A 12295-nucleotide genomic window follows, 5' to 3' on the forward strand; every position below is an offset into this window, starting at 1 on the left:
AATGACAAGATTTTAGGATACTCTGAGTCTAGTATAGAGGAAATTCTTTTCTTATAAAACAAAAAACGCTACATAGCGTTTTTTTGTTATTCTTAGTTACTCGTCTAGTCGAATAAACATCATTGCGTTAAGCAAAGAGATGAGAGCGACTGTATTGACATTATTGGAATAGATCAGTCTCTTATTTTCAATAGGAGGAATAATAAAATTAGAAATAATGATGTCGTAAGGTGATTCCTTTAGAGACTCAAGTGATAACTCTAATTCACTCCAAACTTCCAGTTCAAAATTGTTGCTGCAATAATAAGAAAGTGTCTCGGCTACTGATTTTGCATGATACTGATCAAAATTACTCATGACCAAAACCTTTAATTTAGGTTGATTTTGTAAAAGATTTAGCACTAAGTGTTTGCTATGGGTGATAAAAGTATAGGACAAATGATTGACCTTCATTGAATTACGATCCATATCCAAAGCCTCTAGATAATGTTCAATCCCTTCCTTCACCTCTGAAACAAAGCGAGGGAAAATATTTTGAAAGTTCTTGATTGTATTGCCTTTTTGATCAAATAAGATAAACTCTGTCGATAATTCCTGACGATGCAGATGTGCTGTATTATGCAGATGCCAAATCAGATTGTCCTGATTGTCTACTTGGAGATTATACTCTCTTGATACCTGATCCACTAAATCTCCCAATAACTGATACGATTTTTTTACATAGTTGTCTGTTTTTGCATGGTTAAGAAATACTTCTTCATCTATGAAAAACATTTTTTGAAAATAGGATACAAACAGTTGACTTATCACTTCTTTATTCAGAGAAATCTGATATTCAGAATCAAAGCTCGCTACAATCTCTTCGATGCCTTCTGCCTGCATGAAAGATTCTAACAATTGATTGTTAAAAGAGTCTCTCTCAACTTCCATGAAATGACCAAACTTTATGCGATATAAATTTGTAACCAGAAGTAATTTTAACATTCTGTGAGTTGACAAATTCATCGGGAAAGAAGTTGCTTTATAGACTAATTCCAATAATTGAGACAAGGGTTCTTGAGAAAAATCTTCAAAAGGCCATTCAAGGAAATAATATTTCTCTGAAAAATACTGGGCAAAAAAGTAACGGATATCAATCTCATTTCCAGTGATTCGAACTGGATTGAGGCTAATTTCAAAACGATATTGTTTCTTAATAATTTTATTAATATGACTGATGATACGGTAAAGAGAGGAAGAACTGATATAAAACTCTTTGCAAATATTCTCTTTATCACATCCTTCATTGAAGAAGACAAATTCTAATATTGAAAAGTGAGTTGAATGCTTAAAAAAATGATGATAGATCATTTCAATATCACTATCGTCAGTATTTATGATACGGATACCATTTGTCGAGGAATGAAATAGCAAGTCAGGAAAAGAAGATCTGACATGGGATAAGTCATCTTTTACAGAACGTTCTGCACAGTGCAATAATTCTGCTAGTTCTGAAATATGAAACCAGCGTTTGTTTTCAAATAGTAATTCTAATAATTCTAATTGTCTGTGACTTTTTTTCGATAATAAATCTCTCATGAATAGCTTTTCTCTCTTTATAATAAACTAAAGGATTGTCTTTCAATCTTCATGCAATTATACCATATAGAGTGCATTTATCCTCTTACAACGACTTTTGCTTGTCATCAAAAGACTAGTCTAATCCCTTAGAAACCCAGTAGCATCAAGATTTTCTTATTTATTTGTACCTGTGGTGTTTTTTTATAATACGTAATTTAAGACAAATTATTACCCTTCCATATTTAAATATTATATAATTAATTTAATCAAAGAAATTGATTTTCTGAAATTGATTTTCTGAAATTGATTCTTTGATTTAGAAATAGAAAAGGAGGATACACTATGTTGTGGTCCATTATTGTAGGAGGTCTTATTGGTCTCGCCGCTGGTGCAATCACTAAAAAAGGTGGTTCAATGGGATTGATTGCAAATATCTTTGCAGGTCTTATCGGTTCGTCTGTAGGGCAATCACTTCTAGGAAGCTGGGGACCTTCATTGGCTGGAATGGCTATTATTCCATCAATCGTTGGTGCTGTGATTGTTGTTGCAGTCGTTTCATTTCTATTTGGTAAAAAATAAGCATTACCTAATAAGAAATTAAAAGTGATAAGCCATAATTTTGAATACTGTAGACGGGTAAAATTATGGTTTAAAGCTTTTCATTTGAAAGGATTTAATATGTCAAAATCAAAGAAAATATTGTTACTTATTTTCTGTATCTTAATCTTGACTATTTTCCTTCCTATTCTCATAGATTATCATCAGGTCAGTGATTTAGGAATCCACTTATTCAGTTGGAGAGAACTCTACGCTGAATTTCTGATTGCTAGATATGTCTTTTGGGGGACACTTGTCCTATCTGTTTTAGTTTTAATTTCAATGTTAGTGATACTCTTTTATCCTAAGCAATATCTAGAGATTCAATTAGAAACTCAAGAAGATACATTAAAACTAAAAAATTCAGCTATCGAAGGCTTTGTTCGATGTTTGGTTATTGATCATCAGTTGATGAAAGAACCAACGGTCCATGTAAATAGCCGCAAAAATAAATGTTTCGTTACTGTAGAAGGGAAAATTCTTCCTTCAGACAACATCTCAAATCGATGTCTAGTCATTCAGAATGAAATAACTCATGGATTAAAGCAGTTCTTTGGTATTGAACGTGAGGTAAAACTTGAAGTTAAAGTAAAAGAATTTGAACCTCCAAAAACGACCAAAAAGACTGTTAGTCGTGTAAAGTAAGGAAGTAAAAAATGGAATGGTTTAAAAAATATCAGTATCCAATTATTGCAGGTCTAGTAGGTGTCATTCTCGCTTGCTTTATCTTATCCTTTGGCTTTTTCAAAACACTATTTGTACTAATTTGTGGAGCCCTAGGAGCATTTGCAGGATACTATGTTAAGGAAAAATATTTAAATAAATAAAGGAGTCTCGTATGTCAAACGTAGATAAAAATGTAGAAAAAAATGTAGAAAAAAAAGATGTTGCTGTTGTTTCTCAAAATGTTAAAGGGGAACTCACTTATGAAGACAAAGTAATCCAAAAAATCATTGGTCTTTCACTTGAAAAAGTACCTGGACTTTTGGATGTGGATGGAGGATTCTTCTCTAATCTAACAGAAAAAATTATCAATACAGATAATGTCACTCATGGTGTCAATGTTGAAGTTGGGAAAGAGCAAGTTGCAGTTGACTTGAACATTGTTGTTGAATACCAAAAGAATGTTCCTGCTTTGTACAAAGAAATCAAAGATGTTGTCGTATCACAAGTTACAAAAATGACTGATCTAGAAGTTGTTGAAGTCAATGTGAATGTTGTTGATATCAAAACGAAGGAACAGCATGAAGCAGATTCAGTAAGCCTCCAAGACCGAGTAACTGACGTGGCTTCTTCAACAGGAGAATTTGCTTCAGAACAATTTGAAAAAGTGAAATCTGGTATCGGTTCGGGTGTTGCTGCTGTTCAAGAAAAAGTAGGCGAAGGTGTTGAAGCCGTTAAAGGCGAAACAAAGGAAAATGCTCGCGTACACTAATTCATCTTGTCAAAATCAATCAATTTAAAGGAGGCAGAATCATGTCAACAGAAGAAAAATTAAACCAAGCAAAAGGTTCCATTAAAGAAGGTGTCGGCAAAATGATCGGCGATGAAAAAATGGAAAAAGAAGGAACAGCTGAAAAAGTTGTTTCTAAAGTAAAAGAAGTTGCTGAAGATGCTAAAGACGCTGTCGAAGGCGCTATTGAAGGTGTGAAAAACATGCTTCACAAAGATGAAAAATAAGGCTAAACCTTAATTGACCTTTTCATCTATAGTAGTCAAAAAGAGGACCGTAAATGTCCTCTTTTTTTGTAGATCGGATTGTAAACACGCTTCCCAATTTTCGTTAAAAGGTATTGTCAACAGGAAAAAGCCTTGGTAACTAAGGTTTTTTTGCTTACTTAAAATAATATGTTTTTTATTGAATTGAAACGTTTATACGCTACTAGACTTACTTATCCACCACCTGAGCCTCAAATTGGGCTGGCTGGTTGTCTACATTGGTAATGGTTATCGTGTAGGGCTTGTTATTGGTGGCATCAAACACTTTTTCACCTTGGTAACTCACAACAACTCCATCTTTTACTAAATAAATATCTGGTTGCTTGTTTGGAAGTTCTTCATCCTCCTCATCGAAACCATGGCTTTTTATAATTTTTTGTTCCTCTACTTCATAGTAAACATCGCTGTTTCTTTCACTCCAAACACTTGAGCCAGTTAATTTAATTTTACTTGAATCATTTTTCTTCAAGATGAAGAGTGAATAGTATTCCAAATCTTGTGTTCTGGGATTTACTCTTAAGCTGACGGATTGACCTGGTTGAAGAGTGTATTTGCCATAGTTCAAAACGGAAAAGACAAACCAAACTAGTAGCAAACTATACAAGACTCCTATAATCATTCGTGAGCGCCTACTCTTAAACAAACGTAAAAGTAACACAAAAGAGACAATAAAGAGCAATTCTGTAAACATTCTTGTCCCTCCTTTCTTATCATCGTTGACATTCTAAACAAGATCTCGTGTTAGTTTCTCAATAGTGCCATCAACCATACAAAGTCTGATACATCTTATCTAGAAAAGCTTTCAACTCTTTTCGAACAATCTTTAATAGGCGATCTTCTTCTGCTTGAGATATCGTCACACTTTCTTTTTTTTGATTACTAATATAAGAATAGTAACTACGTTTTAGAGTAAATTGATGATCTAAAATATAGTAGGCATTTATTTTTTCCTCATTTACCATTGTTGCAAATAAAACAGAAACTTCATCCCTGCCAGGATTCAACATTTTCAAATCAATGTCTCCTTTTATCCCTATGGAGTCAATTCCTCCATCCAAGCGAATGGCACCGTCGGGAGGAACGACATAGCCTGCTTTACGAATGTCAGACGCATATTTTCCTGACGCCGTTAAATGTTTTAAGACGGCTATAGTGTCCTGTTCTTCAAAGGAGGTTTTTAATTGGAGGCGTTCTTGGTGGCTTTGATACTGAGAATAAAGAGTGATACCAACAACTAAGGCAAGTACAGAAGCGAGCATGATTCGTATTTTTCTACATCTCGACATTTTTATCTCCTCTATCTAAGAAATTATAGAAGTCTTGTTTCTAACTTTGAAAGATAACTTCCTTATCTTTGGAAATCCTTGGAACTCTAGCCCCACGTGACTATTATCTCCCCTTTTTCATGATGTATTTTCGTATAGGTACTTCAACCATTTGAACGATTTCAAATCCTTCTTTTTGGTAAAGCTTGTAAGCTGTTTGATTTGCCTCGTAGACATTTAGAGAAATAGTATCTATGTCTTCATTTTCAAAGGCCAAACTAACAAATTTTCTTAAAGCCTGGCTACCTAAGCCCTGCCCCTGTTTCTGAGGATTGATAAAAAATCTCCCGATATGAAGATTCCTGTCTTCTAGCCTGATTTTCTGGATAAGCCCCACAAACTCTTGTCCATCAAAGATTGAAAAGATTCCTTCCAAATCTTGCAAGATTTGAATTGTTAAGGGAAAAGGAATCATTGTTCCCATCCATTGTTCTTGAAAGGATTTGCCAAGGGAGTTGGACCATTGGCATAAGAGCTGAGCATTTTCTGTGCTCACATTTTCTTCAAAACGAATCATCATCTTGACCTCACCACCTTATCTATGTTTCTCCATTATACTACTTCTCTTATTTTTTACGAATAGATAAGTATGATTGATCTTTATTTTTTTCTTGTCGGGAGCATTCTCGCTTCCTTTCTCGGTTTAGTCATTGACCGTTTTCCTGAGCAATCCATTATTCGACCAGCTAGCCACTGCAATTCCTGTCAGACTCGCTTGCGTCCCTTAGATTTGATTCCTATCCTTTCGCAGGTCTTCAATCGCTTTCGCTGTCGCTACTGCAAGATTCGCTATCCATTCTGGTATGCCCTCTTTGAACTCGGCTTAGGAATCCTCTTTCTGACTTGGTCTTTGGGTTGGATTTCCTTTGGTCAAGTCATCCTAATCACTGCTGGCTTGACCCTAGGAATCTACGACTTTCGCCATCAGGAATATCCCTTACTAGTCTGGCTGACTTTCCACCTAATCCTCATGGCCTGCTCTGGCTGGAATCTGGTTATGGTCTTCTTCCTTGTTCTTGGGATCATGACCCATTTTATCGATATCCGCATGGGCGCAGGAGATTTTCTCTTTCTGGCTTCTTGTGCTCTCATCTTTAGCGCGACCGAATTACTCATCTTGATCCAGTTTGCTTCTGCGACGGGCATTCTGGCCTTTCTCCTGCAAAAGAAAAAGGAAAGACTTCCTTTCGTGCCTTTCCTCTTACTTGCTGCGACCATAATAATTTTCTATCAGTTCTTATTAGTTTGTTGAATTGGAAACCCAAAGCTCAACTTCTGCATCCATAGGATTACCGTTTAAAAGTATTTCTAAGATAATTCCATCATTGTAAAGCGAGCTATATTCTCCCTCAAAAAAGTTATCCTCCAATTTATCAAACAAGAGTCTTGATTTATCACCACTGGCTGAGCTTACTAAATAATCTTTCTCTGGGACAAGAATGCTTTCGTAACCTGCCACAGCATTATTTGCCGCAACTCCTGCGTAGTATTGTATACCATCTTTATGAGGAACTATCAAAGCATAGCCTCTTTTATCTATGGAATGGGGCATCAATTTTCCTAGCATTCCTTCTTTAAATAACTGAGTATAGAATGCCGTTTTCTCTTTAGAATAGTGATGTTCATGAACTGTAGTTCCTTCTATCAAAATACTCTTGCCAACTAAGGTAAACGGTGGTTTAGTTTGATGTTTCATTATATGAACTCCTTTCTTTATGGTATAATCATAACAAAAGTAATATGACAACTATCTGTCATATTTAAGGAGAAAATTATGAAAATCGACCGTCAAATGGGGATTATTTCTCATTTAGTAAATAAACGAAAAACAACAGCTAAAGAATTATCAGAACTTTTTAAAGTCAGCACACGAACTATTATGAGAGATATTGATGATTTATCTCTTGCAGGCATTCCTCTCTATGTAATGAAAGGAAAAAATGGAGGTATTTTTCTTATGGAAGACTTCCAAACTGACAAACCTCCCCTGACCCAATCCGAACGGCTTTCGATCGAATCTGGTTTAAAAAGCCGTTATCAAGTATTGGAAGATGCCTCTACTTTCAATGCTATATTGAAATTAAATGCTACCAATACATACTCTGATTTCGAAATTGATTTATCTCTATCTCAAGGAAACTTGGAAATACGAACTTTGATTTTTAAGTTATTGGAAGCTATCAGAGGTAGAGTAAAAATAAAATTTTCCTATATTAATTCACAAGGACTGGTGAGTCAAAAAAATTGTGAGCCTTACCGTATTGTCTATAAGGACCGGAGTTGGTATATGGATGCCTACGATACTGATAAAGCGCGTTTTTCTATTTTTAAAGTTGCTAGAATTAGTGAACTTACTCTCTCCAATACTTTTTCAAAAAGACATTTTACACCACTTCCCTATGATGGTGGTACATGGATGAATGAAAACAAAGTACCTGTCACCCTGCATGTCCAGAAAATTGTTCTTGATCGATTTGTGGAACTCTTAGGCTATAATGCCATAAAACCTATTAGTAGCGATATTTACGAGATTACTTATTCGTTAAACGACAATGATTGGGGATACAATACCTTGCTTGCTTTTGGAAAATACATCACTGTTATATCTCCTAAGCATTTCCTGAAACATTTCACCAACTATATAGATACCATTCATAAGCAATACCCAAACTAATATTCAACTGTCATTCATGAACTTATACCCTCAAAAGAAAAAGGAAAGACTTCCTTTCGTGCCTTTCCTCTTACTTGCTGCTTGCGTGATTATTTTTGGTAAGCTACTGCTTGTTTGATAAAGTCCTCAATCGGCTCTCCTTGGTGGAGAGCTTTTACAATTTTCGAACCGACGATAACGCCATCTGACACCGCATTGAAGCGTTCTACGTCTTCTTGACTAGACACACCAAATCCTGTCAAGACTGGGATGTCAGCTACTTGATGCAATTGCGCCAGGTGCTTGTCCAAGTCTGCACGGTAATTTCCTGATTTTCCTGTTACCCCATTGATGGCAACGGCATAGACGAAGCCTTCTGCTCCCTTGATCAACTCTTTCTGACGCTCAATCCCTGTTGTCAAGCTAACTAGGGGAATCAAGGCGATATCTGTGTCTGCCAAAAAGGGCTCTACAAAGTTGGCATGCTCATGAGGCAGGTCTGGGATAATCAAGCCCTTAACTGCTGTATCTACCAGGTCTTTGACAAATTTGTCCACACCGTACTGAAAGAGGGGATTGAAGTAGGTCATAATGACAAGAGGAATTTCTGTTTGAATGGTTTTCAAGGTTTCAACCAAGGCCTGGGTAGAAGTCCCGTGAGCTAGACTGCGCAAACCTGCTTCTTCGATCACAGGTCCATCTGCAACAGGGTCTGAAAAGGGAATACCCACTTCAATGGCTGAAACACCCAAATCTTCTAAAAAGTGGATTGTTTCAGCGAGACCATCCAAACCTATATCATGGTCCCCAGCCATGATATAGGGAACGAAAATTCCTTTTCCTGCTGCTTTGATAGCATTCAATTTTTCTGTTAAAGTCTTAGGCATGGGCTTCTCCCTTCTTTGCTGCATCTGCTTCCAAGCGGTCTTTGACTTGAACTACATCCTTGTCCCCACGACCGGATAGGCAGACAATCATCGACTTGTCTGGACCGAGTTCTTTGGCCAATTTCACTGCAAAGGCGATGGCGTGGCTAGATTCCAAGGCTGGGATAATCCCTTCCACGCGAGACAAGAGTTTGAATCCTTCCAAGGCTTCCTCGTCCGTCACAGGAACATAGCTGGCACGTTTGATATCGTGGTAGTGAGAATGTTCTGGACCGATACCAGGATAGTCCAAACCTGCTGAGATAGAGAAGGCTTCAAGAATTTGACCATGAGCGTCTTGTAGCACATCCATAAGAGAACCGTGGAGGACACCTGGACGACCCTTGGTCAAGGTAGCTGCGTGGTGCTCTGTATCTACACCAAGTCCTGCTGCTTCAGCCCCATACATTGCTACTGACTCATCTTCTACAAATGGATGGAAGAGACCGATAGCATTAGAACCACCACCAACACAAGCTACTAGGGCATCTGGCAAATCTTGACCTGTTAAGTCACGGTATTGTTGTTTAGCTTCTCGACCGATGACACTTTGGAAGTCACGAACGATTTCTGGGAAAGGATGAGGTCCCAAGGCAGAACCAAGGATATAGTGAGTATCATCGATGTTAGCTACCCATGAACGAAGGGCTGCATTGACCGCATCCTTGAGCACGCGCGAACCATCTGTCACAGCCTCGACCTTGGCTCCCAAAAGCTCCATACGGAAGACATTAAGGGCTTGGCGTTTGACATCTTCCTCACCCATGTAGATGGTACATTCCATGTTAAAGAGGGCCGCAGCTGTTGCAGTTGCCACACCGTGCTGACCAGCACCAGTTTCAGCGATGATTTTCTTTTTGCCCATGCGTTTAGCCAGAAGAACCTGTCCCAAGGCATTATTAATCTTGTGAGCCCCTGTATGGTTGAGGTCTTCCCGTTTGAGATAAATCTTGGCTCCGCCGATATGCTGGGTCAAGTTTTTTGCGTAGTAAAGGGGAGTTTCACGTCCTACATACTGACGTAAGAGTTGGTTTAATTCCTCTTGGAAACTTGGGTCCGCTTGACTTTCACGGTAGGCCTTTTCCAACTCCAAAACTGCTGTCATTAATGTTTCTGGGACGAAACGTCCACCGAATTTTCCGTAAAATCCATCTTTATTTGGTTCTTGATATGCCATGCTTTACCCTCTCTATAAATCTTCTAATCTTTTCATGATCTTTCTGTCCATCTGTCTCCACTCCACTCGATACATCGACTGCATAGGGAGTAAAGTGTTGAATTGCTTTTGCTACATTGTCTTCATTAAGCCCACCTGCGATGAAAAATGGCTGGGCTAGTCCAGACGTATCCAGTTGACCCCAGTCAAAGGTCTGTCCACTCCCAGCCACAGGGGCATCAAAGAGGAGATAATCCGCCTGAGAATGAGGCACATGACCATTTCCATCTACCTGCACGGCCTGAATGCTGGCACAAGGCAAATCCTCAAACAAATCATCCGCTACCTGACCATGAACTTGTACCAAGTCCAAGCCAACCTTTTCAATCGCTTCTAGCAATTCTTCTCGACTTGGAGAAACAAATACGCCAACTTTTTTTACATAGGAAGGAATGAGCTTTGCCAGCTCAGCAGCCTCTTCCAAGGTCACCTGCCTTTTACTAGGTGCAAAGACAAAACCGATGTAGTCTGCCCCTGCTGACACAGCTGTCTCTACCGCTTCTTTGGTCGATAATCCACAAATTTTAACCTTTGTCAATCTGCAACTCCTTGATTCTCTGGGCTACATCTTCTGCTTGCATGAGAGCTGTCCCAACCAAAATTCCATTAAAGAATGGTGCTACTCGTTCTGCATCCTGCCCTGTGAAAATGGCAGATTCAGAAATGTAATAGCGACCTTCCTTAAAGTGCTGAGCCAAGTCTACACTGGTCTGCAAGTCGACTTCAAAGGTGGTCAAGTTGCGGTTATTGACCCCAATAATCTCAGCACCCAGTCTGTGGGCCACTTCTAGTTCAGCTAGATTGTGGGTCTCCACCAAGACTTCCAGACCAAGCTCTGTCGCATAGTCATACAGTTCCTTGAGTCGTTCTTCTGACAAGGCAGCCACGATGAGCAGGATAACTGTCGCGCCGGCATTGCGAGCACGGATGATTTGCTTTTCATCGATGATAAAGTCCTTGTTGAGCGTCGGAATCTCTACCTGACTAGAAATCTCCCGCAGATAATCCAAATGCCCTTTAAAGAAAACCTCATCTGTCAAAACCGAAATCATCACTGCACCGTTTGCTTCATAAGTCTGGGCCTGTTGCACAATATCCACATCGAGATTGATATCTCCCAGACTAGGGCTAGCTTTCTTGACCTCAGCGATTACCTGCAAACGGTCCTGATGATTCTTCAAAAATGCTGCCAAGCGATAGGTCTGGCGCAAGGGCTGGATTTCCTCCAGCTTCATCTGCTCGACTTCATGCGCCTTCTGCTCTAAAATTCGTGCTAAAAATTCCTGACTCATTTTTGGTACTCCTGTAACAGTCTGAGTTTTTCAAGGGCCTTGCCACTAGCAATTACTTGACGGGCCAAGTCAACTCCTTCCTTGATACTAGCTACCTTACCATTAGCATAGAAACCAAGACCAGCATTCAAGACTGTTGTTTCCAAGAATGGGCTTGGTTCGTTTTTCAGAACGCTGAGCAAAATTTCTGCATTTTCCTGAGCATTCCCTCCACGAATATCTTCGATAGCGTAACCTTTCATCCCCAAATCCTCTGGAGTGAAGCTTGACAAGGTGATTTCGCCATTTTCAAGAAGAGCAATCTTGGTTGTCCCGTTCAAGCCAGCTTCATCCAACCCTTCTGGTCCAGCAACCACGATGGCACGTTTGCGACCCATATTTTTCAAAACCTGAGCGGTACTTTCTAGCAGTTCTGGACGACTAATGCCAAGCAACTGTGTTTCCAAGGCCATTGGATGAATCAGTGGACCAGTCAAGTTCATAATCGTTGGAATTCCTAGTTCCAAACGAGCAGGCATGATGTATTTCATAGCTGGATGCATATTTTTAGCAAAGAGAAAGACGATTCCAGTTTTATCGAAAATCTTACCTAGTTCAGCTGGTTTGAGGTCTAGATTGATACCCAAGGCTTGAAGGACATCTGCCGAACCCGATTTAGAAGAAATCGAGCGGTTACCATGCTTAGCCATATGAACACCGCCACCAGCCAAGACAAAGGCTGCAGTTGTCGAAATGTTAAAGCTGAAGGACTTGTCTCCACCAGTACCACAGTTGTCCATGGCGTCATGAATCTCTGTAGGTATGTGTTGGGCATGTCCTCTCATGACTTGGGCAATAGCTGTGCGTTCTTCAGGTGTTTCCCCCTTCATCTTAAGAGCCAAAAGGAGAGAAGCAATCTGCGCCTCCGTTACACGCCCAGTTACGATACGCTCAATGACATCCGTCATTTCCACACCTGATAAATTTTCAAATTTTGCTAGTTTTTCAATAATCTCTTTCATCCTAGT

Annotated in this window: 17 protein-coding genes and 1 pseudogene; 8 read left to right on the top strand and 10 right to left on the bottom strand. The window is 39.1% G+C overall.

Features of this window, described 5'->3' with window-relative positions; all coding sequences use genetic code 11:
• Positions 1 to 96: 96 nt before the first annotated feature.
• Complete coding sequence (locus TZ92_RS08995; RefSeq protein WP_033630118.1) at positions 97 to 1578, bottom strand: AcpB/EbpR/MafR family transcriptional regulator; 1482 nt, start codon at positions 1576 to 1578, stop codon at positions 97 to 99.
• Between the two features lie 324 nt (positions 1579 to 1902).
• On the opposite strand from TZ92_RS08995, the gene TZ92_RS09000 reads away from it, so the two are divergent.
• The 5 genes from TZ92_RS09000 (at position 1903) to TZ92_RS09020 (ending at position 3837) form a co-directional block, all read left to right on the top strand.
• A complete protein-coding gene (locus TZ92_RS09000; RefSeq protein WP_033630119.1) occupies positions 1903 to 2139 on the top strand; it encodes a GlsB/YeaQ/YmgE family stress response membrane protein in 237 nt (78 codons plus the stop codon).
• A 99-nt stretch (positions 2140 to 2238) separates the two neighbouring features.
• On the top strand, positions 2239 to 2802 hold the full coding sequence (amaP, locus tag TZ92_RS09005) for an alkaline shock response membrane anchor protein AmaP (protein WP_033630216.1): 564 nt from the start codon (positions 2239 to 2241) through the stop codon (positions 2800 to 2802).
• Between the two features lie 11 nt (positions 2803 to 2813).
• Positions 2814 to 2984, top strand: a complete 171-nt coding sequence (locus tag TZ92_RS09010; protein WP_000454669.1) for a DUF2273 domain-containing protein — start codon at positions 2814 to 2816, stop codon at positions 2982 to 2984.
• Between the two features lie 11 nt (positions 2985 to 2995).
• Positions 2996 to 3592, top strand: a complete 597-nt coding sequence (locus TZ92_RS09015) for an Asp23/Gls24 family envelope stress response protein (protein WP_045594996.1) — start codon at positions 2996 to 2998, stop codon at positions 3590 to 3592.
• A gap of 41 nt (positions 3593 to 3633) precedes the next feature.
• Positions 3634 to 3837, top strand: a complete 204-nt coding sequence (locus TZ92_RS09020; RefSeq protein WP_000102421.1) for a CsbD family protein — start codon at positions 3634 to 3636, stop codon at positions 3835 to 3837.
• A gap of 208 nt (positions 3838 to 4045) precedes the next feature.
• Here the strand turns inward: TZ92_RS09020 and TZ92_RS09025 are convergent, their stop codons facing one another.
• The 3 genes from TZ92_RS09025 to TZ92_RS09035 all read right to left on the bottom strand — a co-directional run bounded on the left by TZ92_RS09025 (position 4046) and on the right by TZ92_RS09035 (position 5721).
• Positions 4046 to 4567, bottom strand: a complete 522-nt coding sequence (locus tag TZ92_RS09025) for a hypothetical protein (RefSeq protein WP_033630120.1) — start codon at positions 4565 to 4567, stop codon at positions 4046 to 4048.
• Between the two features lie 70 nt (positions 4568 to 4637).
• Complete coding sequence (locus tag TZ92_RS09030; RefSeq protein ID WP_045595000.1) at positions 4638 to 5162, bottom strand: hypothetical protein; 525 nt, start codon at positions 5160 to 5162, stop codon at positions 4638 to 4640.
• A 103-nt stretch (positions 5163 to 5265) separates the two neighbouring features.
• A complete protein-coding gene (locus tag TZ92_RS09035) occupies positions 5266 to 5721 on the bottom strand; it encodes a GNAT family N-acetyltransferase (protein ID WP_033630121.1) in 456 nt (151 codons plus the stop codon).
• Between the two features lie 69 nt (positions 5722 to 5790).
• On the opposite strand from TZ92_RS09035, the gene TZ92_RS09040 reads away from it, so the two are divergent.
• Positions 5791 to 6453, top strand: a complete 663-nt coding sequence (locus TZ92_RS09040) for a prepilin peptidase (RefSeq protein WP_033630122.1) — start codon at positions 5791 to 5793, stop codon at positions 6451 to 6453.
• Here the strand turns inward: TZ92_RS09040 and TZ92_RS09045 are convergent.
• A complete protein-coding gene (locus TZ92_RS09045) occupies positions 6442 to 6897 on the bottom strand; it encodes an effector binding domain-containing protein (RefSeq protein ID WP_142320625.1) in 456 nt (151 codons plus the stop codon). The two genes, TZ92_RS09040 and TZ92_RS09045, sit on opposite strands and share 12 nt — an antisense overlap.
• A 78-nt stretch (positions 6898 to 6975) precedes the next feature.
• Between TZ92_RS09045 and TZ92_RS09050 the strand changes: the two genes are divergently transcribed.
• Positions 6976 to 7875: a helix-turn-helix transcriptional regulator gene (locus tag TZ92_RS09050; protein ID WP_033630124.1), complete on the top strand. Its 900-nt coding sequence runs from the start codon at positions 6976 to 6978 to the stop codon at positions 7873 to 7875.
• Positions 7876 to 7906: 31 nt separating this feature from the next.
• Positions 7907 to 7993 (top strand): annotated as a pseudogene (locus tag TZ92_RS10385) (prepilin peptidase); the annotation flags it as partial.
• Here the strand turns inward: TZ92_RS10385 and trpA are convergent.
• Genes trpA through trpD form a run of 5 tightly spaced genes read right to left on the bottom strand, consistent with a single transcriptional unit; the run spans position 7965 to position 12289 of the window.
• Positions 7965 to 8741: a tryptophan synthase subunit alpha gene (trpA, locus tag TZ92_RS09055; RefSeq protein ID WP_033630125.1), complete on the bottom strand. Its 777-nt coding sequence runs from the start codon at positions 8739 to 8741 to the stop codon at positions 7965 to 7967. The pseudogene TZ92_RS10385 and the gene trpA sit on opposite strands and share 29 nt — an antisense overlap.
• The gene (trpB, locus tag TZ92_RS09060) at positions 8734 to 9957 is read right to left on the bottom strand and encodes a tryptophan synthase subunit beta (protein ID WP_033630126.1); all 1224 of its coding nucleotides are present in this window, start codon (positions 9955 to 9957) and stop codon (positions 8734 to 8736) included. Before trpB ends, trpA begins: the two co-directional genes overlap by 8 nt.
• Positions 9935 to 10534, bottom strand: a complete 600-nt coding sequence (locus TZ92_RS09065; RefSeq protein WP_033630127.1) for a phosphoribosylanthranilate isomerase — start codon at positions 10532 to 10534, stop codon at positions 9935 to 9937. Before TZ92_RS09065 ends, trpB begins: the two co-directional genes overlap by 23 nt.
• A complete protein-coding gene (gene trpC / locus TZ92_RS09070) occupies positions 10521 to 11288 on the bottom strand; it encodes an indole-3-glycerol phosphate synthase TrpC (RefSeq protein ID WP_033630128.1) in 768 nt (255 codons plus the stop codon). The genes TZ92_RS09065 and trpC overlap by 14 nt, the downstream gene beginning before the upstream one ends.
• The gene (gene trpD / locus TZ92_RS09075) at positions 11285 to 12289 is read right to left on the bottom strand and encodes an anthranilate phosphoribosyltransferase (RefSeq protein WP_033630129.1); all 1005 of its coding nucleotides are present in this window, start codon (positions 12287 to 12289) and stop codon (positions 11285 to 11287) included. Before trpD ends, trpC begins: the two co-directional genes overlap by 4 nt.
• Positions 12290 to 12295: the final 6 nt, after the last annotated feature.

The sequence above is a fragment of the Streptococcus oralis subsp. oralis genome (genome assembly GCF_000960035.1).
Lineage (GTDB): Bacteria > Bacillota > Bacilli > Lactobacillales > Streptococcaceae > Streptococcus > Streptococcus oralis_G.

Excerpts from the sequence above, each read along its gene's own strand:
- TZ92_RS08995 (WP_033630118.1), bottom strand. The coding sequence starts at position 1,578 with ATGAGAGATTTATTATCGAAAAAAAGTCACAGACAATTAGAATTATTA.
- TZ92_RS09000 (WP_033630119.1), top strand. The coding sequence starts at position 1,903 with ATGTTGTGGTCCATTATTGTAGGAGGTCTTATTGGTCTCGCCGCTGGT.
- amaP (WP_033630216.1), top strand. The coding sequence starts at position 2,239 with ATGTCAAAATCAAAGAAAATATTGTTACTTATTTTCTGTATCTTAATC.
- TZ92_RS09010 (WP_000454669.1), top strand. The coding sequence starts at position 2,814 with ATGGAATGGTTTAAAAAATATCAGTATCCAATTATTGCAGGTCTAGTA.
- TZ92_RS09015 (WP_045594996.1), top strand. The coding sequence starts at position 2,996 with ATGTCAAACGTAGATAAAAATGTAGAAAAAAATGTAGAAAAAAAAGAT.
- TZ92_RS09020 (WP_000102421.1), top strand. The coding sequence starts at position 3,634 with ATGTCAACAGAAGAAAAATTAAACCAAGCAAAAGGTTCCATTAAAGAA.
- TZ92_RS09025 (WP_033630120.1), bottom strand. The coding sequence starts at position 4,567 with ATGTTTACAGAATTGCTCTTTATTGTCTCTTTTGTGTTACTTTTACGT.
- TZ92_RS09030 (WP_045595000.1), bottom strand. The coding sequence starts at position 5,162 with ATGTCGAGATGTAGAAAAATACGAATCATGCTCGCTTCTGTACTTGCC.
- TZ92_RS09035 (WP_033630121.1), bottom strand. The coding sequence starts at position 5,721 with ATGATGATTCGTTTTGAAGAAAATGTGAGCACAGAAAATGCTCAGCTC.
- TZ92_RS09040 (WP_033630122.1), top strand. The coding sequence starts at position 5,791 with ATGATTGATCTTTATTTTTTTCTTGTCGGGAGCATTCTCGCTTCCTTT.
- TZ92_RS09045 (WP_142320625.1), bottom strand. The coding sequence starts at position 6,897 with ATGAAACATCAAACTAAACCACCGTTTACCTTAGTTGGCAAGAGTATT.
- TZ92_RS09050 (WP_033630124.1), top strand. The coding sequence starts at position 6,976 with ATGAAAATCGACCGTCAAATGGGGATTATTTCTCATTTAGTAAATAAA.
- trpA (WP_033630125.1), bottom strand. The coding sequence starts at position 8,741 with ATGCCTAAGACTTTAACAGAAAAATTGAATGCTATCAAAGCAGCAGGA.
- trpB (WP_033630126.1), bottom strand. The coding sequence starts at position 9,957 with ATGGCATATCAAGAACCAAATAAAGATGGATTTTACGGAAAATTCGGT.
- trpC (WP_033630128.1), bottom strand. The coding sequence starts at position 11,288 with ATGAGTCAGGAATTTTTAGCACGAATTTTAGAGCAGAAGGCGCATGAA.
- trpD (WP_033630129.1), bottom strand. The coding sequence starts at position 12,289 with ATGAAAGAGATTATTGAAAAACTAGCAAAATTTGAAAATTTATCAGGT.